The organism is Caballeronia sp. SBC1 (assembly GCF_011493005.1).
Taxonomy (GTDB): domain Bacteria; phylum Pseudomonadota; class Gammaproteobacteria; order Burkholderiales; family Burkholderiaceae; genus Caballeronia.
The window spans coordinates 1,606,478-1,630,176 of the sequence record NZ_CP049157.1; the positions used below are offsets into that span (position 1 = coordinate 1,606,478).

The 23,699-nt window shown below is 60.3% G+C and carries 22 protein-coding genes and 1 pseudogene; 8 read left to right on the top strand and 15 right to left on the bottom strand.

The window, feature by feature from the left end:
• Nucleotides 1–17: 17 nt before the first annotated feature.
• The 9 genes and pseudogenes from SBC1_RS25195 to SBC1_RS25235 form a co-directional block, all read right to left on the bottom strand.
• Nucleotides 18–461, bottom strand: coding sequence for a F0F1 ATP synthase subunit epsilon (locus SBC1_RS25195; protein WP_165093905.1), 444 nt, complete (start codon nucleotides 459–461; stop codon nucleotides 18–20).
• Nucleotides 458–1,921 carry a F0F1 ATP synthase subunit beta gene (atpD, locus tag SBC1_RS25200; RefSeq protein ID WP_165101182.1) on the bottom strand — a complete coding sequence of 488 codons (1,464 nt, stop codon included), beginning with the start codon at nucleotides 1,919–1,921 and terminating at the stop codon, nucleotides 458–460. The genes SBC1_RS25195 and atpD overlap by 4 nt, the downstream gene beginning before the upstream one ends.
• A gap of 430 nt (nucleotides 1,922–2,351) precedes the next feature.
• A complete protein-coding gene (locus tag SBC1_RS25205) occupies nucleotides 2,352–2,963 on the bottom strand; it encodes an acetate uptake transporter family protein (RefSeq protein ID WP_165093902.1) in 612 nt (203 codons plus the stop codon).
• A 103-nt stretch (nucleotides 2,964–3,066) separates the two neighbouring features.
• Nucleotides 3,067–5,040: an acetate--CoA ligase gene (acs, locus tag SBC1_RS25210; RefSeq protein ID WP_165093899.1), complete on the bottom strand. Its 1,974-nt coding sequence runs from the start codon at nucleotides 5,038–5,040 to the stop codon at nucleotides 3,067–3,069.
• A 216-nt stretch (nucleotides 5,041–5,256) separates the two neighbouring features.
• Nucleotides 5,257–6,006 (bottom strand): YoaK family protein, encoded by a 750-nt coding sequence (locus SBC1_RS25215; RefSeq protein WP_165093896.1) that lies wholly within the window; start codon nucleotides 6,004–6,006, stop codon nucleotides 5,257–5,259.
• Between the two features lie 15 nt (nucleotides 6,007–6,021).
• Nucleotides 6,022–6,846 (bottom strand): fumarate/nitrate reduction transcriptional regulator Fnr, encoded by an 825-nt coding sequence (fnr, locus tag SBC1_RS25220; protein ID WP_370469648.1) that lies wholly within the window; start codon nucleotides 6,844–6,846, stop codon nucleotides 6,022–6,024.
• An 84-nt stretch (nucleotides 6,847–6,930) separates the two neighbouring features.
• Entirely contained in the window at nucleotides 6,931–7,329 is a 399-nt protein-coding gene (locus SBC1_RS25225) for a response regulator (protein WP_165093891.1), read from the bottom strand.
• 177 nt (nucleotides 7,330–7,506) lie between these two features.
• Nucleotides 7,507–8,154, bottom strand: coding sequence for a response regulator transcription factor (locus SBC1_RS25230; protein ID WP_031359413.1), 648 nt, complete (start codon nucleotides 8,152–8,154; stop codon nucleotides 7,507–7,509).
• Nucleotides 8,151–9,443: pseudogene (locus SBC1_RS25235) on the bottom strand (histidine kinase); the annotation flags it as partial. The gene SBC1_RS25230 and the pseudogene SBC1_RS25235, both read right to left, overlap by 4 nt.
• Before the next feature lie 157 nt (nucleotides 9,444–9,600).
• Here SBC1_RS25235 and SBC1_RS25240 point away from each other — a divergent pair.
• Nucleotides 9,601–10,074 carry a universal stress protein gene (locus SBC1_RS25240; RefSeq protein WP_165093885.1) on the top strand — a complete coding sequence of 158 codons (474 nt, stop codon included), beginning with the start codon at nucleotides 9,601–9,603 and terminating at the stop codon, nucleotides 10,072–10,074.
• Between the two features lie 73 nt (nucleotides 10,075–10,147).
• Here SBC1_RS25240 and SBC1_RS25245 read toward each other — a convergent pair whose 3' ends face one another.
• Nucleotides 10,148–10,654, bottom strand: coding sequence for a universal stress protein (locus SBC1_RS25245; protein WP_165093881.1), 507 nt, complete (start codon nucleotides 10,652–10,654; stop codon nucleotides 10,148–10,150).
• 29 nt (nucleotides 10,655–10,683) lie between these two features.
• Complete coding sequence (locus SBC1_RS25250; protein ID WP_165093878.1) at nucleotides 10,684–11,523, bottom strand: universal stress protein; 840 nt, start codon at nucleotides 11,521–11,523, stop codon at nucleotides 10,684–10,686.
• A gap of 321 nt (nucleotides 11,524–11,844) precedes the next feature.
• On the opposite strand from SBC1_RS25250, the gene SBC1_RS25255 reads away from it, so the two are divergent.
• Together SBC1_RS25255 and SBC1_RS25260 are read left to right on the top strand one after the other, a co-directional pair.
• Nucleotides 11,845–12,882, top strand: coding sequence for a zinc-dependent alcohol dehydrogenase family protein (locus SBC1_RS25255; protein ID WP_165093875.1), 1,038 nt, complete (start codon nucleotides 11,845–11,847; stop codon nucleotides 12,880–12,882).
• 107 nt (nucleotides 12,883–12,989) lie between these two features.
• Complete coding sequence (locus SBC1_RS25260; protein WP_165093872.1) at nucleotides 12,990–13,226, top strand: UDP-glucose 4-epimerase; 237 nt, start codon at nucleotides 12,990–12,992, stop codon at nucleotides 13,224–13,226.
• Nucleotides 13,227–13,242: 16 nt separating this feature from the next.
• Here the strand turns inward: SBC1_RS25260 and SBC1_RS25265 are convergent, their stop codons facing one another.
• Nucleotides 13,243–14,388: a PAS domain S-box protein gene (locus tag SBC1_RS25265; protein ID WP_370469647.1), complete on the bottom strand. Its 1,146-nt coding sequence runs from the start codon at nucleotides 14,386–14,388 to the stop codon at nucleotides 13,243–13,245.
• Between the two features lie 346 nt (nucleotides 14,389–14,734).
• Between SBC1_RS25265 and SBC1_RS25270 the strand changes: the two genes are divergently transcribed.
• Both SBC1_RS25270 and SBC1_RS25275 read left to right on the top strand, forming a co-directional pair.
• On the top strand, nucleotides 14,735–15,319 hold the full coding sequence (locus SBC1_RS25270; protein ID WP_241202286.1) for an OmpW family protein: 585 nt from the start codon (nucleotides 14,735–14,737) through the stop codon (nucleotides 15,317–15,319).
• A gap of 145 nt (nucleotides 15,320–15,464) precedes the next feature.
• Nucleotides 15,465–16,157: a CBS domain-containing protein gene (locus tag SBC1_RS25275; protein ID WP_165093862.1), complete on the top strand. Its 693-nt coding sequence runs from the start codon at nucleotides 15,465–15,467 to the stop codon at nucleotides 16,155–16,157.
• Nucleotides 16,158–16,498: 341 nt separating this feature from the next.
• On the opposite strand, the gene SBC1_RS25280 is transcribed toward SBC1_RS25275, so the two are convergent.
• Nucleotides 16,499–17,002 carry a cupin domain-containing protein gene (locus SBC1_RS25280; protein WP_165989040.1) on the bottom strand — a complete coding sequence of 168 codons (504 nt, stop codon included), beginning with the start codon at nucleotides 17,000–17,002 and terminating at the stop codon, nucleotides 16,499–16,501.
• A gap of 627 nt (nucleotides 17,003–17,629) precedes the next feature.
• On the opposite strand from SBC1_RS25280, the gene SBC1_RS25285 reads away from it, so the two are divergent.
• A complete protein-coding gene (locus SBC1_RS25285; protein ID WP_165093834.1) occupies nucleotides 17,630–19,015 on the top strand; it encodes a glutamate decarboxylase in 1,386 nt (461 codons plus the stop codon).
• 54 nt (nucleotides 19,016–19,069) lie between these two features.
• A complete protein-coding gene (locus SBC1_RS25290) occupies nucleotides 19,070–20,548 on the top strand; it encodes an amino acid permease (RefSeq protein ID WP_165093830.1) in 1,479 nt (492 codons plus the stop codon).
• Nucleotides 20,549–20,666: 118 nt separating this feature from the next.
• Here the strand turns inward: SBC1_RS25290 and SBC1_RS25295 are convergent, their stop codons facing one another.
• Nucleotides 20,667–21,587 (bottom strand): NADP-dependent oxidoreductase, encoded by a 921-nt coding sequence (locus SBC1_RS25295; RefSeq protein WP_165093825.1) that lies wholly within the window; start codon nucleotides 21,585–21,587, stop codon nucleotides 20,667–20,669.
• Nucleotides 21,584–22,651: an alkene reductase gene (locus tag SBC1_RS25300; protein WP_165093822.1), complete on the bottom strand. Its 1,068-nt coding sequence runs from the start codon at nucleotides 22,649–22,651 to the stop codon at nucleotides 21,584–21,586. Before SBC1_RS25300 ends, SBC1_RS25295 begins: the two co-directional genes overlap by 4 nt.
• Nucleotides 22,652–22,754: 103 nt before the next feature.
• Here SBC1_RS25300 and SBC1_RS25305 point away from each other — a divergent pair, with 103 nt between their 5' ends.
• A complete protein-coding gene (locus SBC1_RS25305; RefSeq protein ID WP_165093817.1) occupies nucleotides 22,755–23,645 on the top strand; it encodes a LysR family transcriptional regulator in 891 nt (296 codons plus the stop codon).
• Nucleotides 23,646–23,699 lie beyond the last annotated feature (54 nt).

Below are 23,699 nucleotides of genomic sequence, written 5' to 3' on the forward strand. Positions count from 1 at the left end.
GGGATCGAAGGGCTGAGTCACGGTCCTGCTCCGTCCGTCGGTCTCGCGCCCGGGCGCAGATAGCGCAGCAACTGCCGCACGGCTTGTGCATGGAGACGGGTTTCGTCTACGCGGGCACGCCGCACTGCATCGAGCTGTGCCGCCCGCGCGGCATCGACTTGCGCCTCGATCACTTCAAGCGATGTGCCGCTCGCGCCCATCACACCTTCGCGGCACGCAATCGATATCTCCTGTCCGTCCGACACGCGCAACACGCCTTCCTTCACGGCGCAAAATTGTTCGACGCCGTCGGCGCCGTGCCAGCGCAGCACGGACGGTGCAAGCACGGTCAGGAACGCCGCGTGGCCGGGCAGAATGCCGAAACTGCCGGTAGCGTCCTCAGCGCGCAACGCGACGACTTCTGTGCTGTCGAACAGCACGCGCGCCGGCGTGGCGATAGTCAGATGCAGGAGCGTACTCATGATCCGACATGCTCCGCCGCGGGTTTAGCCTCAGCCGCAGGCGGCGTTGACGAGGCCGCTTCGCGAGCGCGGGCTTCATCGAGAGTGCCGATCATGTAGAGCGAGCTTTCCTGCCAGGCGTCGCAGTCACCGGCGAGGATCGCCTTGCAGCCGGCGATGGTATCGGCGACCGCCACCGAGCGGCCGGGCACGCCTGTAAACGCCTCCGTGACGGTGAACGGCTGGCTCAGGAAGCGCTGCAGGCGGCGGGCGCGCCCAACGATGCGACGATCGTCCACGCCGAGTTCCTCGACGCCGAGCAACGAGATCACGTCCTGCAGTTCCCGATAATGTTCGATGGTCTTGCGCACCTCAATGGCGATCGCCGCGTGCTCGTCGCCGACGAAAGCCGGGTCGAGCAGGATGGACGATGAAGCGATCGGATCGATGGCGGGATACATGCCCTCGGCGGCCATCGAACGCGACAGGACGATCATGCTGTCTACATGCGCCGCGATGGTCGTCACGGCCGGGTCGGTGAAGTCGTCCGCCGGAACGTAGACCGCCTCGATCGCAGTAACTGACACGCCGCCTACCGACACAATGCGCTCCTGCAGCGCGGCCACTTCGCTTGCGAGCGTGGGCTGATAGCCAACCCGCGAGGGCAGCCGTCCAAGCAGTCCTGAGACTTCCGCGCCTGCCTGGACGAACCGAAAGACGTTGTCCATCAGCAGCAGCACGTTCTGATGACGTTCATCGCGAAAGTATTCCGCGACGGTGAGCGCAGTCAGCGGCACCCGCCAGCGCGCGCCGGGCGGCTCGTTCATCTGGCCATAGACCAGCACGGTTCGCGGCAGCACGCCGGAGTTGCGCATGTCGAGCAGCATCTCGTGGCCTTCCCTCGAACGCTCGCCGACCCCCGCGAACACCGAGATGCCTTTATAACGTTCGACCATTGCATGAATGAGCTCCATGACGAGCACGGTCTTACCCACGCCGGCGCCGCCGAAGGTCGCGGCCTTGCCGCCCTGCGCAAGCGGGGTCAATAAATCGATGACCTTGATCCCGGTCCAGAAGATCTCGGTGGCCGCGCTCTGCGATGCGAACGGCGGCGGGGCGCGATGAATCGGGCGGCGGGGGACGTCGTCGGCGAAGGGCGCTCCGCGGTCTCCCGGCGTGCCGGTGACATCGATCAGACGTCCGAGCATGGCTTCACCCACCGGCACGAGGATCGGGCCGCCAGATGCACGCACGGCCGTCCCGCGATTCAGCCCGTCGGTCGACTGCAACGCCAGCGCGCGCACCGTGTATTCGTCCAGATGAGCCTGCACTTCCGCGATGATCGGCACTCCGCGATCGGTGAGGATGGAAAGCGATTCTTCGATGAGCGGCAACGCAGCGTGGTCGAACGCGACATCCACGATCGCACCCCGTACCGCGACTACGCGGCCCTGAGATCCACCAACATGGGCCGAGGACACGGGCTCGACGCTTACCTGGCCAGCAAGGCTTGACAGCGGCTCAACAGGACCTGCCTTCTCCACGCCGTCCGATGGGGGAGGGTTGTCAATGGTGGCGACCGGCGGGCGAGTGTTCAATTTGATTCCTTCAGACAGACTGTATTCCCGCCCATGAAACGGGAGCGGCGCATGCGCCCGGTGACTTGTCGTGAAAGTGAAGTGCACGTGAGGGACCGCAAAAGAACGGCGCGTGCTCGAATCAACTTTATCGTCTGAGGGGTGGAAACCCTTGATCTTTATCAACCGTTGATGAGGCGCATTCGCGGTAATTCCGGGCGCTCGAACCAGCCCGTTATTCGACAGGACAGCGTAATCGGACAGTGCAATGACTGCGACGCGCTCCGTTGCAACGACGCCGCACAAGACCTTGTGCGGCGCCGTCACCTGTCGATCAGCTTCGTTGAAGGTTCCCGGCTGAATCAACCGATACCGACCCGACGATCGCCGCGCCGGCTGTCCCCACGGGCAGTACGCTGCGCCCGTGCGTCTCGTTGATGATTTCGGCTGCGGACAGATAGAACGCCAGCGCTGCAGTGACTAGACCGCAATAGCCGCCTGCGTGATGCAGCCACACGAGACCGGTCCATTCGCTTGCGGCCAGCACGAAAAAGGTGATCCAAAGGACGAAGAACACCAATTGCAGCGCACGCGCCGAGCGCCATGTCGCGACCCACATATACAGCGTGAATACGCCCCACAGGAACAAATACCAGCCGATAAAGGCAGCCGGCACCTTGTCGTGCAGGAACAGCACAAAAAGCGCGAGCGACCACCAGAATGCCCCGTAGCTGAGGAAAGCGGTGGCGCCGAACGTGTTGCCGCGCGGTATCTCCATGAGCCCGGCTAATGCCTGTGCTGTTCCGCCGTAAGCGAAGGCGACGGCGAGCACCATGCCCATTGAATCGCCTGTGAACCAGCCAGCGTTGATCATGCTGAGCAGCCAGGTTGTCAGAGCAAATCCGGCGAGCCCGAGCGACGCGGGATTGGGTGTCTTGAAGTTCATGATGAGGTCTCCTGAAGGAAACAAAATCTGTCGCGCGGCAGTCTGGACGAAGCAACGGCCGCGCAACGCAAGCTTAGGGTTGAACGTTCTCTATATGCGCTCGTTAAGCCGGGTCGGCGAACTGCGCGATCACCTGCGGATTTTCAACGGTCGAGGTGTCTTGCGAGATCGATTCACCCTTCGCGACCGAGCGCAACATCCGGCGCACGACCTTGCCGGAACGCGTTTTTGGCATGGCGTCGCCGAAGCGGATCTCCTTCGGTTTTGCAATCGGACCGATCTCCTTGCCGACCCATGCGCGCAACTCGTCGGCTACGCGCTTCACGTCGGTACCGGTAGGACGCGGGCCTTTCAACACGACGAATGCGACGATGGCTTCGCCGAACGTCTCGTCGGGGCGACCCACAACTGCTGCCTCCGCGACCAGCGGGCAGGCTGCCAGCGCCGACTCGATTTCCATCGTGCCCATGCGGTGACCCGATACATTCAGCACATCGTCAACGCGCCCGGTAATCGTGAAATAGCCGGTGTCGGCGTCGCGAATCGCGCCATCTCCAGCGAGATACAGGGTGCCCCCCAGTTCGTCGGGGTAATAGCCCTTGCGAAAGCGCTCCGGGTTGCCCCACACAGTGCGGATCATCGACGGCCAGGGCTTGCGGATGACCAGCACGCCGCCTTGCCCGTTCGGGACCTCGTGACCGGTTTCATCGACGATCGCGGCATCTATGCCGGGCAGCGGCAGCGTGCAGGAGCCGGCAACAAGCGGGGTAACGCCCGGCAACGGAGTGATCATGTGTCCGCCTGTTTCGGTCTGCCAGAACGTGTCCAGTACGGGGCACTTACCACCGCCAACATGCTCCGAATACCAGTTCCACGCGCTCGGATTGATGGGTTCGCCGACCGTGCCGAGGATGCGCAACGTACTCAGGTTGAAGCTTGCCGGATGCACTGCCCGATCCGCTTCAGCGCTCTTGATGAGTGACCGGATGGCAGTCGGCGCGGTGTAGAAAATCGTCGCCTTGTGGCGCTCGATCATGTCCCAGAAGCGGCCGGCGTTCGGGTACGTCGGCACGCCTTCGAAAATAATCTGGGTCGCGCCAACGGCGGTCGGTCCGTAGCAGATGTACGTATGCCCCGTGATCCAGCCGATGTCCGCGGTACACCAGAAGACATCGTCGGGCTTGATATCGAAGGTCCACTTCATGGTGACCGCGGCCCACAGCAGATAACCTCCCGTACTGTGCTGCACGCCCTTCGGCGCGCCGGTCGACCCTGACGTATACAACACGAACAGCGGATGCTCGGCGCTCACCCATTCGGGCTCGCAGGTGTCCGGCTGTTCATTCTCAAGCTCGTGCAGCCAGGCGTCGCGACCGCCGATCCATGGAATCCGGCCACCCGTGCGCCGGTAGATGACGACGGTCTTCACGGCGTCGGTGCCGCCCATGGCAAGCGCCTCGTCCACAATGCTTTTCAGCGGCAGCGTCTTGCCGGCGCGAACCTGCTCGTCCGCGGTAATGATTGCTACCGCGCCAACGTTCGTTATGCGCTCATGCAGCGACTTCGCGGAAAAGCCACCGAATACGACGCAATGCGGTGCGCCGATGCGCGCGCAGGCCTGCATCGCGACAACACCTTCGACTGACATCGGCAGATAGATGACTACGCGGTCGCCTTTCTTCACGCCGCGCGCCCGCAGCGCATTCGCGAGCCGGCATACCCTGTGATACAACGCCTGATATGTGACGGTCGAGACTCGGCCGTCGTCGGACTCGAAGATGATCGCGGTCTTGTTCGCATTGCCGCTGGCCAGATTGCGGTCGAGGCAGTTGTACGACGCATTCAGTTCGCCGTCTTCGAACCACTTGTAGAACGGCGCGTCCCGGTCGTTGAGAATCTGCGTGAACGGACGGCGCCAGGTCAGATGTTCGCGCGCAAGACGTGCCCAGAAAGCTTCGTGATCCTGGCCCGCCTCAGCCACGAGCGCGCGGTAAGCGTCCATGCTTTCAATCGCGGTGCGGCCTGCCGGAGGAATGCCCTGGGCAGGGACGAGAGGGGTGGATTCGATGGTAGACATGGTCTCCTCGCTTTAGTCATGGATCATGAGATCGGCGAGCCAACAGGGATCGTCGCTTGGGGAAGGGTTCTTGATGAAGGGCTCTTGATGACCCGATCGCGCAACAGGAAGTGCGCCGGCTGCGCTGGTCGAAAAAGCGCCGCCGTTATCTGACTATGGGATGTCCAGTGGATATCTCATTGATGCAAGTCAAGCAAGCAGGTCAGTGCCGTTGCTTCACCTACGCTGGCCAACCAGATCGTCCACCAGTGGCACGACTGCCAGTACGACCAGCATGGCCGACAACGGCAGGGTCGATATGAACCCCACGTACTTGAAACCCAGCGCGCCTGCGAGGCCGCCAATAAAAAACATGCCGAGCAGTGAGACCAGGAGCCGGAGCCTCGATCGGTCCGCCCTGACAGCGGTAACTCCGGGCCCGGACTCGGACACGTTCCAGTAAAAAAGCTTGCCGATCTCGATGCCGATATCCGTGACGATGCCGGTCATATGCGTGGTGCGGATCTCTGCTTTGGAGATCTTCGTGATGATCGCGTTCTGCAGGCCCATGACGTAGCAAAGCAAGCCTACCGTCGCGGGCACGAACAGGAACCGGTTGTTTTCCAGATTCGAACCGAGCAGGCCAAAGCAGAGCAGCAGCACGGCTTCCAGCATCAACGGCAGCGCGTATTCGCTTTGTGCCCGCCGGCGCCGGCCCCAGTTGATCATGATTGCGGAAGTGGCCGCGCCGGTCATGAACGCCGCGAGTGAACTCAATCCGGCGACGACGAGGCCAAGGTCGCCTACCGCGAGGTTATCGGCGAGTGCCGACACGATCCCCGACATATGCGAGGTGTACTGCCCGACGGCAAGAAAACCGCCAGCGTTGGCCGCGCCTGCTATAAACGCAAGCCAGCGTCCAAGGCGCCGGTTGTTCCGGTCGGTGCGCTCCGGCCTGGCGAAACCTCGCAGGTACTCTATGGGCATGTCCGTTCGCTTCGATCAAACCCCGGCGAGCTTCTCGCTGTCGAGAATGTGTACCTGCTTGCCGTTTGTATCGATCACCCCTGCTTGCTGCAGCTTGGAGAACATCCGGCTTACGGTCTCGAGTTTCAGCCCGAGATAGCTGCCAATCTCTTCACGCGTCATCCGCAGGTTGAATTCCGCGGAAGAGTAGCCCCGCGTTTTCATCCTCGACGACAAATTGAGCAGGAACGCAGCCACGCGCTGCTGCGCGGTCATGGTGCCGAGCATCATCATGAGGCCGGATTCGCGCACGATCTCGCCGCTCATCATGCGATGCACATGCTGCTGCATGGCCTTTACGTCGTGGCAAAGGTCCTCCAGCAAGTCGAACGGGATGACACACACCTTGCTGTCCTCGAGCGCGATCGCATCGCAATTCTGTTCATCGGAGCACACGCCGTCGAGTCCGAGCGGTTCACCCGCAATATGAAACCCGGTGACCTGCTCGTGGCCGTCGCGATGCGTGATGACTGTCTTGAAGCAGCCGACACGCACGGCGTAGATGCTTTTGAATTTATCGCCGGCGCGGTATAGCGTCTCGCCGCGTCGTACAAGCCGCGTGGAGCAGACAATGGCGTCGAGCCGTGCCAGCTCCGTCGCGCTCAGATGAGCCGGCATGCAGATGGAGTGCAACGAACAGCCGGAGCAGCTCGTGCTCGCGAGTGCGCCCGGTGGTGGCAGGCTCGTGGTGGCGGAACGCGCCATATAAGCGAGACGATTCGCGGTCGTTGAAGCGGCCGGTGCGTAAGTGGGCGCATAAGCGGCCTTACATGCGGGCGCATAAGCGGTAGCTGAGGTCATGCCTGTCTCCAGAAGAGTCGGACGATCACTGAATAGATGAATTGACGAGCTGTGCGGATCGGGCACTGATCGACTGAAAGGCGGTCATACCGGCTCGCAGGATGTTGGCTCGGGGCGGGGCGCATCCGCCAGTTGCTGAATCGTGTCGCGGGCTAGTTCGTATTCGCAGGTCTTGTCGAAGAAATAGCGGGCGCCGGCGCGCTGGCACGCGGCACGAAACGCCGGGCCCGAATGATTGGTCAACACCATGGTCAGGATGGGCGGCGTGGCACGCGCCAGCGATTCAACGATGTCCATGCCGTTGCCACCCGCCAGATGCGGGTCAACGATCACGAGATCGGCGCGGGTCATGCGGATGCACCCCAGCGCCGTGTCCGCTTCTTCCGACTCGCCCACGATCACCACACCGGCCAGCGCGCCAATCAGCGCAGAGAGGCGGCGGCGCACAGGGCTTGAGTCGTCGACAAGGAAGATCTTCAGCATGGCGCGCAACCGTTTGAGTTCATGCGCCAAAGTATGATCGCGGCTATCTCAAAATAAAATGGGCGAGCGGCCAGACATGATGTAGGGGTTTGGGAAGGGCTGTAGGGATCGGACTACACGCTTGATGCTTGCGTATTGGGCGGGGGTATTCAGGCTATTTCGCGCTTATTGGACCCGTCAGGCGTCGCAGTCGTCGTCGAAGAGCTTGTGGCGCATGGCGTAGCGGACCAGTGCGGTGTCGTGCGGCATCTGCATTTTTTCGAGGATGCGAGTTTTGTACGTGCTGACAGTCTTGGCGCTCACCGACAGCGCCTGGGCGATCTGCGTGATCGTTTCACCCGCGGCGATCCGCCGGAATACTTCGAATTCGCGGTCGGAAAGACGCCGGTGCGGCAGGTCGTCGGCTGGTTCGTTCAGGCTTTGTGCTAGCCGCTCGGCCATGGCGAGGCTCACGTACACGCCGCCCGCCGCGACCTTGCTCACCGCCGTGACCAGTTCGGCGCTCGCGCTTTCCTTGGTCAGATAACCCGATGCCCCCGCCTTGAACGCACGTACCGCGTATTGCTGTTCAGCATGCATTGTCAGGACCAGGATGCGCAGCGCCGGTTTCTCGTCCTTGATCTGCTTGAGCAGTTCGACGCCGTTCCTGCCGGGCATGGACAGGTCGAGGACCAGCACGTCCGCCGGCGTGGCGCGGATCATCGCCATGGTGGTAGCGCCGTCGCTGGCTTCACCAGCGACTTCAAGGCCGTTCGCGCTGAGCAGGATATGGCGTAGCCCGTCACGCACGAGGGCGTGGTCATCGGCGATCAATACTCGGGTCATTGCAGCGGTTCTTCCTCGGTGTTTTCGGGATTGTCGGAGAAAGGCTCGTCCTGTTGCAAGGTCGCCAGTGGAAATGTAACGGTCACAGCGAACCCTTGTCCGATGCCGGATTCGATTGACACCGACCCGTCCAGCCCGTGCGCCCGCTCGCGAATGCCGATAAGGCCAAACGACTTGCGCCCGGCGTCGGCACGCTCATGGGCGCCTATGCCGTCGTCGGCAATGCGCAGGATGCAGCGGTCACCTTCCAGATACAACGCGAGATCCACACGGGTAGCTTGCGCATGGCGCGCCACGTTGGTCAGCGCTTCCTGCACGATCCGGAACACGGCGGTCGCACCGTCGCGGCTGAAAATGGTGTGCCTCGCGTCGATCCGCCGCTCGACGTCAATACCGTAGCGGTTCGTAAAGTCGATCGCCAGCCAGTCGATGGCCGGGACCAGGCCCAGGTCATCGAGCATCACTGGGCGCAGATCGGCGGCTATCCGGCGCATCGAGGCGACAGTTGCGTCAATCAGGCGCTGCATGCCGCGCAAGTGTGCGCGCGCCTCAACGTCTGTTCCAGGGCTAAGTTCGAGCGAGGATATATCCATTTTCAGCGCGGTCAATTGCTGGCCCAGGTCGTCATGCAATTCCCTTGCAATACGGGATTTTTCTTCCTCGCGGATATTCAGCAGATTCGCGGAGAGCTCCCGCAGTTCCTCGTGCGAGCGCTGCAGCGAGCGTTCAGCGTCGATTTGCGCGCTGATGTCACGCAGCATCACCGTGTAAAGCTTGCCGTTTTCATCGCCGAATTGAGAAATCGATGCTTCGAACGGGAACTCGCCGCCGCTCGCGCGCAGGCCATACAGTATGCGCCGCCCGCCCATTTGCCGGTCGGACACGCCGGTAACGCCGAACTGGCGCACATGCGCTTCGTGACCGGCGCGAAAGCGCTCGGGAACGAAGCGGGCAAGGGGGGTACCGAGCGCGTTGGCCGCCGGGCAGTCGAACAGACGTTCTGCCATTGGATTGAACATGACGATACGCTGGTTTTCGTCGATGGTAATGATCGCTTCCATCGACGACCGGATGATGCCAAGCAGCCGCGCTTCGTCAAGCCGCGTTGAAGCCAGCGCCGTGGCCTTCGCGGTCTTCGTGCCCTTGCGCGTGAGTGTCACGAAGGCTGCGCTCGCGGTGAGAAGGAGCGCGCCGACAATGCCAACTGTGCCGGTCACGCGGGTCTGTCGACCGGCGCTGCGCTGCGATGCCGTGTTACGCCGTGGCGCGGACATAGGGTCTCCGGGAAAGAGCTAAAGGTGCGCCGCTGAGGTTGTGCGGATCATACCGTGCGCTTCGGACGTGATTTTCGCCGCCCACCCCCGGCCGCGTGAATTGATGTGGATCAATTGACCGGCGGGCCTGCACGCGGACACTGAAGCTTGAACGACATCCGGAGAGCCGGTCATGTACAAACGAATTCTGGTAGCGCTCGACGGCAGCGTCAGCGCGAGCCTCGCGCTTGAAGAGGCGCTCAAGCTGGCGCAAGCGGTGGATGCAACGTTGATGGTGGCGTGCGTTGTCTCGCACGACGTTTGCGATCTCGTGGGAGTTATCGGAGAACAAGCGGCCGATGCGGGCGCGCACTGGCAACTCGATCATGTGCGCGACTTGTGCGAGCGCAGCGGGGTACGCTGCATTACTCAGATAATTGATGCGCACGGCGCGAGCATCCCGGACGCCCTCATGCAGGCGGCCCAGGCATTCGAAGCGGATCTCATCGTCATGGGGGCGCATGGGCCGCGTGGCGTGCGCCGGCATTTGATCGGCAGCGTTGCGGAAACGGTTTTGCGGTCGAGTCATGTTCCGGTCCTCACCGTTCGTGACGATCAGCGTGACGAGGAACACGACGACAAGCACGACGCGGCGCTCGCGCTCTAGCGCTCTGGCGCATTCCCTAGCGGCCCGACCGGCGGCGCTCAGTCGCTGGGCCGGATCGAGACCGTCCCGCCGCTTATAAAGACGCGCCGGCAACGTCCGGCGTGCTCGCTTTGCGTGGTTCCCTTCTTTCCGCGGAATGCAGCGGTACCAATAGCACTGGCCGGGTCGAAATCCGCAAGAAACGCTCGGCCACGCTGCCCAGCACGAGCCTGCGCCAGCCGCGCCGGCCGTGCGTGCCCATGACCACGAGATCAGCGCTGAAATCTTTTGCGGCGGCCGTGATCCTTTGGGCGATATCGTCTCCCAAAGGATCGACTTCAACAACGAGTGTCGAACCTTTGACACCCGCGCGCAGCATCTTGGCGGCAGCGTCGGCCAGCACCAGTGAACCCTCTTTGACAAAGGCCTCGCGTACGAGCGACGGATCGCAGGCCGGCCCCGAATACATCAATTGCGGCACGTCCACCACATAAACCGGCTTGAGTTCCGCGTCGTGTTCGTGAGCGAGTTCCAGCGCGGCGTCGAGGGCGTGCGCCGACGTTTCACTACCGTCGATAGGAACGAGAATGCGGGTGTACATGAAGAATCTCCTCGGCTCTCAAGCCAACATCAATGTGACATCAATACGGGTATGGGCATGGACGCCAGCATGGTGCGCGTTGCACCGCCCATCACGAGTTCCTGCCAGCGCGAGTGGCCATACGCGCCCATGACGATGAGGTCGGCGCCCAGGTCCGCCGCGCCCGTAAGCAGCATGTCGCCCATGGGCACGTCATTGATATCGTCGATTGCCGCCACTTCGGCCTTGACGTCGTGCCGAGCGAGCAGGAGCGCGATGTCGGCGCCTGGAATGCGGTTGGCACCCTGCTCGTCTTTCGACTCGTTGAGCCTGACGACGGTGACTTTTTCGGCGCGCTGCAACAGCGGCATGGCGTCGTGGACCGCGCGGGCCGACTCGCGGCTGCCGTTCCACGCGACCATGATGTTCGCACCAAGCGTGGGGAACACGCCGGTGTAGGGAATGAACAGCACAGGGCGGCCCGAGGTCATTACGAGCGTTTCGGGGAAATGATCGGAGATAAATGCTTCCGGATCGTCTGGATCGTCCTGGCCCGCCACGACCAGATCCGCGTAGCGGGCATAACGAGGAATCGCTTCGCCGGCGGAATCGGGATAGTCGATCCACTGGCCTCTCACGCCCGCGCGCAGCAGTTCCGCGTGAAAGATCCGTTCGAGCGCGCCGTGACGTTGCTGGCGGGTTTTACGGTGCTCTTCGTAGTAGTCCGCCGTTCCGGCCATGACATAGAAAGAACGCGGATCTGGACTGAACGCCGAGAACACGCCGGTCAGGTGCGCGTCGAATTGTAAGGCGAGACGCAACGCATATTCGAGGCGTGGCTGGGCGCGCGCGCTCATGTCGAGTTGAACAACGATGCTTTTGTAGCTCATCGCAGGCTCCGTAGTGGGTCGTTGGCGTCAGTGACGCAGTGAGCGGGTGGCGTTGCTCCGGAATCGGTCCTGGAACCGGTCCAGATCGCCCGGCGCTTACAAAAAGTCTATGAGTTCGCGCTTTTTTTCCGTTGATGCAGATCAAGGAGCCGCAACCCGGCGGGTCTTGAACGGCGCGCGGCAGCTGTCATGGTCACGGCGGAAACTTCCGCGTTCATGTCTTATCGATTGATACAGGTCAACCGCGCCGGCGTCGCCAAGCCTAAAGTTTTGTCGTGGAAGCCCCGTTTCCAGGTATGTCCAGGTAAAAGGAGATTGACGATGAAGGCACTCGTGTATCACGGACCCGGCAGTAAATCCCTCGACGAACGACCAATGCCAGAGCTCCTTTCGGCGACGGACGCCATCGTCAAGGTCACGCGCACGACAATCTGCGGTACGGACCTGCACATCCTGAAAGGTGACGTGCCAACTTGTGAACCGGGCCGCATCCTGGGACACGAGGGCGTTGGCATAATCGAGCACGTAGGCGCCGCGGTTTCGACATTCAAACCCGGCGATCACGTCCTGATTTCCTGCATCACGTCGTGCGGAAAATGTGATTATTGCCGCCGCGGCATGTACTCCCATTGCACGACAGGCGGCTGGATTCTCGGCAACAAGATTGACGGCACGCAAGCCGAATATGTGCGTATCCCGCACGCGGAAACGAGCTTGTATCCCATTCCCGCCGGTGCCGATGAGGAAGCGCTGGTCATGCTCTCGGACATCCTTCCAACCGGTTTCGAGTGCGGCGTGCTGAACGGAAAAGTGCAGCCGGGCAGCACGGTTGCCATTGTCGGCTCGGGACCCATTGGCCTTGCCGCGTTGCTCACGGCGCAGTTCTACGCACCGGCGCAGATCATTATGATCGACCGCGATGCAAACCGGCTGGAAGTAGCGCGAACCTTCGGCGCGACCGCGTGCGTGAATAATTTAAGTGGCGACCCGGTGGCTGAAATCATGAAGCTGACCGGTGGCATTGGCGTGGATTGCGCAATCGAAGCGGTCGGTGTGCCCGCCAGCTTCGAACTATGCGAATCGATCATTGCGCCTGGCGGCACCATCGCCAATGTGGGCGTGCATGGCGTGAAGGTCGATCTGCACATGGAATGCCTGTGGGATCGCAACATAACGATTACCACGCGACTGGTCGATACCGTCAGCACGCCCATGCTGCTAAAGACTGTGCGTTCCGGGCGTCTGGAAGCGGGCAAGCTTATCACCCACCGCTTTGCGCTGAACGACGTTTTAAAAGCGTACGAGACCTTCTCACAAGCCGCCGATACACATGCGCTCAAGGTGATTATCGAAGCTTAAGGAAGGTGCAGGTGTTCCGCCGATGCTGGCTTGGATGCGGCGCGGTTCATGGTTTGGCGGCACTAACACGGAGCGGCCGTCAGGTCGTCGAGTAAGGGAGACATGACATGGCACTGACGGGTCAAGTGACGGGGGACGGCTGGAGCGTTTCCACCCACAGCATTCCTGTCGACGGCGGCTTTTGCTGTGAAGTGCACGTTGCCCATGGCGGCGCGGCAGGTGAATTCAAACATCAGTTCCGGCATTCGAAAATCTTTGCGCGCGAGTGGGAGACGGTACTCGACGGCTTGCGCGAGGGCGTGGTGTGGATCAGCCTGAAACGCGCGGAAACGATTCATCTGTAGGGCGGCGCGCAATGACTTAGGTGCCGTCGTGGTTCGCCTTGACAGCGTTGGCGGCCAAACAGATGTCGATTCGAAATCCGTCGCCCGGCGCACTGTCGAATGTTACTCGTCCATGCAATTGGCGTACCCGTTCCTGCATGCCGAGTAGTCCGAAGTTATCCTTGTTCCTATTTCGATCGAGCGTCGTTCCTTTGCCGTTATCCTCAATGTGCAGCCGGAATTCATCTTGCATGACGTGCATCTCGACGCTTACCCGGGTGGCTTCGGAGTGACGCGTAACGTTGGTCAGCGCTTCCTGCACCATGCGGAAAATGGCGGTTGCAGCTGTTGGCGATAACGCCAGTTGATCCGCCTTGTTCAGCACGGTGACGGCGAGCCCGTAGCGATTACGAAATTCTGCCGCAAGCCATTCGAGTGCAGCCGCAAGGCCCAGGTCGTCGAGCATGGGCGGACGCAGACCGCCCGCAATGCGCCGTGCCGAGGCAATGATCGAATCAATTTGCACTTGCAATGCAATCGTCTGCGCAATGGTATGACGCGCGGTTTTGCCGTCTTCCGTCGCGGCCTGATCCAGCAAGGCGATATCCATCTTGAGTGCGACCAGTTGCTGGCCGAGGTCGTCATGGAGCTCGCGTGCAATCCGGGTTCTTTCTTCCTCGCGTGCGCTCTGCACGTGTAAAGACAACGCGCTGGCATGCTGAAGCTCTAACAGTCGCAGGCGATCCGTCATGTCCCGCGTCACTTTGGCAAAGCCGCGAAGCGCACCGTCGGGCGCGCGGATCGCGGTGATGGTTACGTTCGCCCAAAAGCGCGAACCGTCCTTGCGCACACGCCAGCCTTCGTCTTCAATGCGGCCTTCCGATGCAGCAAGCGCCAGCTCCGTGCGCGGCTTGGCCGCCGCAATGTCTTCCTGCGTATAGAAAACCGAAAAGTGCTGCCCGATGATTTCCCGGGCCGCGTAGCCCTTGATGCTTTGCGCGCCGCGGTTCCAGCTCGCGACACGCCCGTCCGGATCAAGCATGAAGATCGCGTAGTCCTGTACCGCGTCGACAAGCAGCCTGAAGTGGATATCGCTCAGGGCATGAGGAAATGCGTTGCTGACGAGCTCGTCGCCCGCTGGTGCGCCGCTAGGCAGAGGTGAGGAGGGTCGGTCGCTTGGCACGTGGTTCTCCGGCTTGAATTGCTCGTGTCGCTCGTGTCGTTCATATCCTCCGGGCTGCCGCACGAAAAGCGTGGGGCTGGCGGAGAGCGTGTTTGCCTGGGATCGATTGTATACGGTGGGGTACACCGGTTTGGCAGCACGGAATGGGCCCGGCATACGGGTATTGAAGCGGACAGTGCAGTTCACGCGGAAAACGCAATTCGCCGCACCCTTGTTATCCCGGTTTGCTGATCCACATCATGGCGCAACACCGGCTGCATTCGGAAAATTCCGATACGGCAAAAAAATTTGCGGCCGGAAAGACAGGGGAAAATCCGTGGGAAAGCATTCACTATTTGCAGCGGCGCTGTTGAGCGCGGTTTTGTCGGCGGTATGCGTGCCGGCACAGGCCGATCAGGGCGACATTCTTGCGCGCGTCAGGGCAATCAGCATCCAGCCCGGTGTTTCCGCGGGCGGCACACTGGGAAGCATCGGGACGGGTGTCAACAACGCCATCGTTCCCGAGCTCGATTTTGTCTATATGGTGCGCCCGAGTATTGGCATCGAGTTGATTCTTGCCACGTCGCGTCATCAGGTAACGTCGAACGCAGGGGCGCTTGGCGGCGTGAACGTCCTGCCGCCTACGCTCTTGCTTCAGTACTATTTCAACGCGCCCGGCAAGGTTCGCCCCTACGTTGGCGCGGGCGTGAACTACACGCTGTTCTATAACAACGGGCTGCACGCCGGAGATACGCCCGTATCGATCAAGAACTCGAGCTTCGGCCCCGCGCTGCAAGCGGGTGTCGACGTGCAGGTCGCGCGCAATCTGTTCGTCAACTTCGACATCAAGAAGATCTGGATGCGCACCAGCGCGTCGGCAGACGGCGCATCGCTTGGGTCGCTCAAGATCGACCCCCTGGTGGTCGGCGTTGGCGTTGGCATGCGTTTCTGATGCGGCACGGTTGATCTGAGTCAAGCCCGCGGCGCGATCCTTCACTAACATTCTTAATGTAGGCGAGTCCTGCTGAGGCGAGTCCTGGTTAGGGAGGTTCGACCCTTGGATCAGGCGCTCGCCCGATCACATTGAGGGGAATACCATGCGAGCAGTCGATGTCATGACCAGGAAGGTCATTACCGTGGGACCCGGCACGACTGTGCGAGAGGCCGCGCGCCTGTTTGCCGACAATCACATCAGCGGTGCACCGGTAGTGGACGATGAGGGCCGCTTGCTCGGCATGCTCACCGAGGGTGACCTCATCCATAGAGCCGAGATCGGCACGCAAGCCCGGCGACGTTCATGGTGGCTTGAATTTTTCGCGTCGACGCAGAATCTTGCCGCAACGTATATCAAGGAGAACGCGCGCCTGGTTAAGGACGTCATGACGCCCAAGGTGATTACCGTCAAGGAGACCACCTCGGTCAGAGAAATAGCCGACCTTCTGGAGCGGCACCGGATCAAGCGCGTTCCGGTGTTGTACGACGGAGAGCTTCTCGGCATTGTTAGCCGGGCAAATCTGGTGAAGGCGTTGGCAAGCGTTCCGAAGGACGCAGGCGTAACCAAGCCGGACGCCGACCAGACCCTGCGCGACGCGGTTATCCGGGAACTTGGCGGTCACCGTTGGGCCGTGGCCGCCGAGAACGTTATTGTGAATGACGGCACGGTTCATCTATGGGGTGTTGTCACGTCGCGCGAGCAAGCGCGTGCCATGTGCATTGCCGCTGAAAAGGTGCCAGGCGTCAAGGGCGTGGAAGACCATACCGATGCCCCCATGATGATTCCCTCGATGTAATCGGTGATCGACCCGGGCGTCGCGACCCGGTTCAATTGATGTCATAGCGAATGCATTGCGGTGGGCAGGCGCACCTCCGCGCCGTCAATAAGGCTTTGAGCGAAGCGCTACGCCACTGGCTACGCTCACTAATTTCATTCCACGCAATGGCACTGTGCGTCAGCACGCGACTCTTTGCCAGGTCCCTCCAGACGTGTGGGTCCGGCCGCCTGCTGCCTGTCGCGAAGGGCGGCACCGACGCGCGGCGGTCACACGAACGTCTCCAAAGCGGCCGCTCCGGGATCTCACTCAGAGTTCGTGCACGAAGCTTCGTGAAGGTTATTCATGGCCACGCGTCAGACTTACGGTTCATCATCCCAGTAGTCAAGGGAATTAGCTTTTCGCTGAATAACGAGGAGGGGACCTTCCTCCTTGCCGCGAACGATCGCCTGGTACTTCCCTGAGTCCGGGTATTCGACGACTTCCGGGTCGTGTCGTGTGCCAACCGAGAGGTATTTGAGCTGCGCTTCAGATGAATTAATGATCTGATGCGGATATTCTGGGCCGGGAGGAATGAAAATTACATCGCCGGCCCGGATCGGGATGAGTTCGTCCGCAACGCGCAGCGTTCCATCCCCTTCGAGGATAACGAACATTTCCTCTTGCGCGTGGTGAAAGTGATACGGACATGAGCGCTTTCCGGCCGCGACAATATCAATTGATGCGCCGAGGTGTTTCGCGGCAGTACCCGTTCCGAGCCGCGCACTGAGGGTCTCATATAGAGGCAAACGAACTTCCGCCGTTTTCTCAATGTCGTTGAAATTTCGTATCAACTTCTTAGCAAGCTCATCGACCTTCGCGCTCATGCAATCTCCATAACAACATTGATCGTCTTGGTTCGAATACCGCATCAAGAGTTATTTCGGTCTGCCCCTCCGTCAAGACGAAAGGCAGTTTTCGGCCGGCCGACTTTCCATTCCTTCGTTGCAGGTTTTCAATATATATCGATTGTCGAGTTTCCAAGCGCTGGTGTCCAAGGATCGAAGCTGACCGGGAGTGGAAGATCAAGCCGATCAATGAATCGGCACACTGGCCAAGCTCGGGCGGCCAACGCAACTTTACACCCGGCCTGTCACTGCGCGAGCGATTGACCCCGCTGTGAAAATCTCCCTCGGCACCAAACTGATGCGCAAGCGTAGTTGAAAGGTGCATGTAACCGATAACCAAAGCCGCCCTCAGGTATTGAGAACCAGCTCACCATGCGCATGACACAGGTCAACGATCGTTTGAGTCAGCGGCATATAAAGGTATCAGGCCGCGCGAAGCGGTTGCCACCTGAACGGCAAACCGGACCCCTGACCGGCTGTTGAAACAGCCACAAGATACCCATTCTTTACGTGGTTGTAATCAACCGCAGGGCTTCGCGACGAAGCCACTTTACTTATCGCACCGCACGCCTGGCATCTCCGCTCAACTTTCCATCGGAATGGTCAATGACATTTCTTAAGCCCGCGCTCAGCAGCGCCGAAGCGAACAATGACGAGTATTCGACCACTATCTCCGGCGCGTCATTGCCGAAATATCGCATTCCGAAAATGCCGTCGGAGCCTCACGCGGTGTTTGACCTTGTTCGCGACGAACTTTTCATGGATGGCAATTCGCGTCAGAACGTGGCGACCTTCTGCACGACCTATGCAGACGATGAAGTCCGTCGTTTAATGGATCTGTCGATCGATAAGAACATGATCGATAAAGACGAATATCCGCAGACCGCCGAGATTGAAAAACGCTGCGTCCATATGCTTGCCGACCTCTGGCACGCACCGCGTTCGTGGGAGACAACAGGATGCTCGACAACGGGTTCGAGTGAAGCCTGCATGCTGGGTGGACTTGCGCTCAAATGGCAGTGGAAGAAGCGCCGCCTGGCAGAAGGCAAACCGGTCGACAAGCCCAATATTGTGTGCGGACCCGTGCAAGTGTGCTGGGACAAGTTCGCCCGTTACTTCGATGTCGAGCTTCGGCAAGTTCCTCTTAGTGGTGATTCGCTTGGTCTGCAACCGGAACAGCTGGCTGCCTATTGCGATGAAAACACTATCGGTGTTGTCGCTACGCTCGGCATTACCTTCACGTGCGTTTACGAACCCGTCAAGGCGCTCGCGGGCGCTCTGGATGCTTTGCAAAGAGATGTTGGCCTGGACATCCCCATCCACGTGGATGCCGCTAGCGGCGGATTTGTCGCGCCTTTCATCCAGCCGGACCTGGAATGGGACTTCAGCATAGAACGGGTGAAATCCATTAACAGCTCAGGTCATAAATATGGTCTGGCACCGCTCGGGGTAGGTTGGGTGGTATGGCGTAGCGTGAAGGACCTGCCTGACGACCTGATCTTCATGGTCGACTATCTTGGCGGTAACATGCCCACATTCGCGCTTAATTTTTCACGGCCAGCGGGACAGATCATCGCTCAGTATTACTTACTGCTTCGGCTAGGCCATGAGGGATACAGGCGCATCCAGCAGGAATGTGCAGATACAGCGCAATTCCTGGCAGACGGTCTCGCCAAGCTTAGTGCCATAGAAATGGTGTACGACGGCCGCGGTGCGCTGCCGGCGGTTTGCTACAAGCTGCGCCACCCCGATACCGCTGGCTTTTCGCTTTTCGACTTATCGGATCGTGTTCGCATGCGGGGTTGGCAGATCGCCTCTTACAAGCTTCCCGCTGACCGCGAGGAAACGATCGTCCAGCGCATCCTGATTCGCCGCGGCATCACGCGTGACATGGCGGTACTGCTGCTAAACGACATCAAGACCGCAATTGCGCATCTGCTGGAAAATCCAATGCCGAATTCAAAGGCGGGACCGGGCTTTCACCATGACTGACATTCACGGCTTAGTTGACAACTTTGTTGACGACTTAACGACCAAGGGTCTGATATGACTGCGACAGCAAAGAAAGGCACTTACCTGAGTGCCACTTCCATCGGCCTGATGACAGCGGCCGCCGTGGTAACCAGCTTGCGCGGTCTGCCGCTGCTCGCGAAGGAAGAGATGACGATGTTCGTCTATCTCGCGTTCACCGTGATCTTCTACCTGATCCCGGCGTCACTGATCTCCGCCGAACTTGGCGGTGCTTTCGCCGACCGGCGCGGTGGAATATATACCTGGGTGGGCGAGGCGTTCGGCAATCGATGGGGCTTCCTCGCGATCTGGCTGCAATGGATTCAAAACGTGGTGTGGTATCCGGTCGCGTTGACGTTCGGGGCAGCCGCTATCGCTTATACGATCGGCCGTCCGGAGCTGGCGACGAACGGCGTCTATGTCGGCGTGTTTTGCATCGTTGCGTATTGGCTTGCGACCTGGGTGGTGCTGCAAGGCGTGGAGGTTTTCGCGCGGATCGCCAATTGGACGTTCATTATCGGCACGATTGTTCCTGGCTTCGTCTTGCTGGCGTTGCTGGCGTACTGGATCTATACGGGGCACGCGCTTGGCTGGCAGCATATTAAGGATCCGGCGCTTTCGGAGGCAGGTCATGCGCGTTATTGGCCCGCGATCCATGGCTTCGGCACCATTGCGTTTCTCGCCGGTATTGTGTTGCTGTTCGCAGGCGTCGAGGTGCAGGCCGTGCATGTGATGGACATGCGCAACCCGAGCCGAGGTTACCCGGCAGCAATCGGTCTTGGAGCCATCATCTCGATCCTGATTTTTGCGCTTGGGGCGCTGCCAATAGCTGGCATTCTTCCGTACGAAAAGATCTCGCTTCAGTCCGGCGTATTCGATACCTTCGCCGCGGTCATCACGGACATCTGGCACATGCAGTGGCTGGTATCGGTGCTGTCGCTGCTGGTGGGCGTGGGTGCCATAAGCGGTGTGCTCGCGTGGCTTGGCAGCCCTTCACGCGGACTGCTTGAAACAGCGCATGAGGGTGAACTGCCTCCCGTGCTGCAGGCGAAGAACAAGCAAGGAATGCCCACGCATATCCTGCTGGTGCAAGGCGTGATTGTTACCTTGATGTCCTGCTTCTACTTCGTCATCAAGGACGTATCGGTTGCGTTTTTCCTGATCTCGGCAATGACTATCGCGCTGTATTTGATCGCTTATATGCTGATGTACGCAGCAGCGATAAAACTGCGCTATTCCGCGCCGGATCTCAAGCGCCCGTTCACAGTACCCGGCGGGATCGTGGGAATGTGGATCTTTGCGGGCGTGGGCCTCGCGGGCGTGGTGTTCAGCTTCGTGGTGTCATTTTTCCCGCCCGACCAGTTGCCGGTGGGTTCGCCAGCTATGTACATTGGGTTGGTGACGCTCGGCATTGTGGTGTTTGGCGGCGTCCCGCTGATCATCCATCATGTGCGCCGCAGTAGCTGGGCTGCGCCGGCTGATGCACCGGTGTTGACGGCTGCCGCTGCGAAATAAGCTGCGAACCGGTCCACAAGCGAACTCGATACCCTGAGCGGTTCTGCCGGGTTCGCGATCTTCCGGATAACGCCGGGCGATAACGACTTCGCTGCGGTTTCCCGCAGCGAAGTCGTTATCAAAACAAGATCACCGCTTTCCCCGGTCCATGCCCCGTCTTGTTACGCTCGATTGCAGCGGTAGCGTCGCCTAATGCAGCGACCTCCGATACTTCCACCTTCACTCCGCCTTGATCGACCAAACCCACAATCTCCGCAAGCTGTGCCGCATCGGGCCGCATCTGAAACCAGATACCGCGTTTGCCCGCTGGCGTCTGCGCTTCAATATCAGGCGCGGCCGCGCTCACGATTCTTCCCGTATCGGCTAACACTTGCCACGAGTTGGCCAGCACCGCGCCACCTACCAGGTCAAGCACCAGGTCGACGTCCTTCGCCCGCTCCCAGAACGAGGAAGTGCGGTAATCGATAACCTCATCCGCACCCAGTCCCCGCAGATAACCTGCGTTGATGCCCTGAGCCGTCGCTATGACACGCGCTCCGGCGCGGCGCGCGAACTGCACGGCGAAACTTCCCACGCCGCCGGCCGCGCCATGAATCAATACGGTTTGGCCGCGCTTCAATTCTCCCGCTTCGAACAAAGCCTGCCACGCCGTCAGCGCGCCAACGGGGATGGCCGCAGCACGTTCGTCGGTCAGGCTGGCAGGCGTTTTCACCAGCGTGTTCGACGCGATCGCTACAAAATCAGCATAGGCGCCGAGTCCGACCGAGGGACCCATGACCCGGTCGCCAATGGCGAATCCACCCACGTCTTGACCGACTTCAATCACCTCACCGGCGAGTTCAACGCCGAGCGTAGCGGGGAGGGGCAACGGGAAATCGTTCTGCAACCAGCCGTCGCGAATCTTCCAGTCGATGCTGTTGATTCCCGCGGCTTTGACATGAACAACTACCTGGCCTGAAGCGGGGGTGGGCATTGCGATGCTATCAATCTTCAGGGCGTCAGCATCGCCATAGCTGTGGATACGAAGGGCGCGGTTCATTGAGCTTGCTCCAGTGCGGGATAGTCGATATACCCGGTCGGGCCGGGCGAATAGAACGAGTTACGGTCAGGCGTGTTGAACGGTGCATGGTCAAGGAAACGCTGCGGCAAATCCGGATTGGCAAGGTACAGACTACCGAACACGGTTGCATCGGCGTTGTCCTGCTCGATCAGCGTTTGCGCGCTCTCGCTGGTCAGCCCACCGCCAGCCAGATACGCCCCATTGAACAACGGGCGCAGGAACGTGCGGTAATCGAATTCGCTCTGGGTCTTCGCCACATGCAGATACGCAAGCTTGAGCGCGTAGAGTTGCTTCACGAGATAAAGATAGGTGTCCTGTGGTGTTGCATCGGTTACATCGTTGAAGCCCATTTCAGGCGCGATCTTGATACCCACGCGGTCGCTGCCTGCTTCCTCAGACATCGCGCCCAGCACTTCCAGGATGAAGCGCGCGCGATTCGCAAGCGAGCCGCCATAAAGATCAGTCCGCTGATTCGTACCCGACGACAAAAACTGCTCCGGCAGATACCCCGAGGCCGCATGCAATTCAACGCCGTCGAAACCTGCAGTCAACGCGTTGCGGGTAGCAAGCCGATACTCCTGGACAATATCTGCTACTTCATCGGTCTCAAGGGCGCGCGGCTGCACAAACTCTTGCGGTCCTGTCGCCGTGAATACCGTGCCGGCGGCCCGGATTGCCGAAGGTGCAACCGGCGTTGCGCCGCTTGGCAAGAGGCTCGGATGAGAGATGCGCCCCGTGTGCATGAGCTGGAGGAAGATAAGGCCGCTCTTGGCGTGCACTGCATCGGTGACATGTTTCCATGCTTCAATCTGCGCCTCGGAATGGATGCCAGGCGTGCGCACGTAGCCTTTGCCCATCGGCGCGGGATAGGTGCCTTCCGTGATGATCAGGCCCGCGCCGGCGCGCTGGCTGTAGTAGTCCACTGCCATGGGCGAGGGCACGCCCGTGGTGTCGTCGGCGCGCGAGCGGGTCATCGGCGCCATGACGAGGCGATTGCGAAGCGTATAGCGGCCAATGCGGGTGTTGCTGAAGAGCGAGTTCATGTCGATTCCTTGGGTGAGGAGGTGTAGAGACATATTGCATTGATCCATTCAAGGGATAAATAGCTATAATTGAAAACAGTGATCCACCAGTGGAGCAATCATCGTGGAACTGTTGAGCTATATGCGTTTGTTCGTGGAAGTCGCCCGGACCAAAAGCTTCAGGCGCGCGGCCGAAGCGCTGGATATGCCCAACTCAACGCTGTCGCGTCATATATCGGAGCTGGAAAAGACGATTGGTCTTCAGTTGCTGCATCGTTCAACGCGCAAGGTCGAACTCACTGCTGCGGGCGATGTGTATTTCAAGCGATGCCAGAGCATTGTTGAAGAAGCGCGCATTGCGCACGAATCCCTGCTCGACGTGGTGGAGCACCCTAGCGGCACGCTGCGGGTATCAATGCCGGTCGATCTCGCGACCGGTTATCTCACACCCATCCTGAGCGAGTTCGCCAAGGCGTATCCGCTGATCAGTTTTGAGTTCGACCTGACGCCGCGCCGCGTGGACTTGCAGAGCGATCCGTTTGATCTCGCCATTCGCATGGGACCGCCGCCGACCACTCCGTCAACGCTTGTCGCACGGCAGATTGCGCTGTTGCCACGCTATCTCTATGCATCGCCTGGCTATCTCAAGGCCGCTGCGCCGCTGATCCATCCCGAGGACCTGAAGCACCATGTGCTGTGCATCGTGCAAGCTGCGACGAGCCAGGGGGAAGTGTCGAGAACCTTTTATCGCGGGGACGAGGAGGTCAATGTGATGATCGCGTCGCGCTTCAGCATGAACAGCGTTGGCCTTAGCCGTGCGCTGGCGCTCTCGGATGTGGGTATCACCGTGCTCGATACCGAGCTTGCGCGCGAGGACGTGGCGTCGGGCCGCCTGCGGCGTGTACTACCGGACTGGAGTCTTGCGCCCATCCAGGTGCACGCGATTACCGACACGCGGCTCTTGCCGGCAAGGACCCGTTTGTTCATCGATTTCATCAAGACACGGCTGAATTAGCAGCGTGTTTGGCGTCGGATTTTTAGTGCCCCTGGCAGCCGCGGGCGTACCATA

Coding starts and splice junctions, on each gene's coding strand:
- SBC1_RS25195 (WP_165093905.1), bottom strand. CDS start 461: ATGAGTACGCTCCTGCATCTGACTATCGCCACGCCGGCGCGCGTGCTG.
- SBC1_RS25205 (WP_165093902.1), bottom strand. CDS start 2,963: ATGAACTTCAAGACACCCAATCCCGCGTCGCTCGGGCTCGCCGGATTT.
- acs (WP_165093899.1), bottom strand. CDS start 5,040: ATGTCTACCATCGAATCCACCCCTCTCGTCCCTGCCCAGGGCATTCCT.
- SBC1_RS25215 (WP_165093896.1), bottom strand. CDS start 6,006: ATGCCCATAGAGTACCTGCGAGGTTTCGCCAGGCCGGAGCGCACCGAC.
- fnr (WP_370469648.1), bottom strand. CDS start 6,846: ATGACCTCAGCTACCGCTTATGCGCCCGCATGTAAGGCCGCTTATGCG.
- SBC1_RS25225 (WP_165093891.1), bottom strand. CDS start 7,329: ATGCTGAAGATCTTCCTTGTCGACGACTCAAGCCCTGTGCGCCGCCGC.
- SBC1_RS25230 (WP_031359413.1), bottom strand. CDS start 8,154: ATGACCCGAGTATTGATCGCCGATGACCACGCCCTCGTGCGTGACGGG.
- SBC1_RS25240 (WP_165093885.1), top strand. CDS start 9,601: ATGTACAAACGAATTCTGGTAGCGCTCGACGGCAGCGTCAGCGCGAGC.
- SBC1_RS25245 (WP_165093881.1), bottom strand. CDS start 10,654: ATGTACACCCGCATTCTCGTTCCTATCGACGGTAGTGAAACGTCGGCG.
- SBC1_RS25250 (WP_165093878.1), bottom strand. CDS start 11,523: ATGAGCTACAAAAGCATCGTTGTTCAACTCGACATGAGCGCGCGCGCC.
- SBC1_RS25255 (WP_165093875.1), top strand. CDS start 11,845: ATGAAGGCACTCGTGTATCACGGACCCGGCAGTAAATCCCTCGACGAA.
- SBC1_RS25260 (WP_165093872.1), top strand. CDS start 12,990: ATGGCACTGACGGGTCAAGTGACGGGGGACGGCTGGAGCGTTTCCACC.
- SBC1_RS25275 (WP_165093862.1), top strand. CDS start 15,465: ATGCGAGCAGTCGATGTCATGACCAGGAAGGTCATTACCGTGGGACCC.
- SBC1_RS25280 (WP_165989040.1), bottom strand. CDS start 17,002: ATGAGCGCGAAGGTCGATGAGCTTGCTAAGAAGTTGATACGAAATTTC.
- SBC1_RS25285 (WP_165093834.1), top strand. CDS start 17,630: ATGACATTTCTTAAGCCCGCGCTCAGCAGCGCCGAAGCGAACAATGAC.
- SBC1_RS25290 (WP_165093830.1), top strand. CDS start 19,070: ATGACTGCGACAGCAAAGAAAGGCACTTACCTGAGTGCCACTTCCATC.
- SBC1_RS25295 (WP_165093825.1), bottom strand. CDS start 21,587: ATGAACCGCGCCCTTCGTATCCACAGCTATGGCGATGCTGACGCCCTG.
- SBC1_RS25300 (WP_165093822.1), bottom strand. CDS start 22,651: ATGAACTCGCTCTTCAGCAACACCCGCATTGGCCGCTATACGCTTCGC.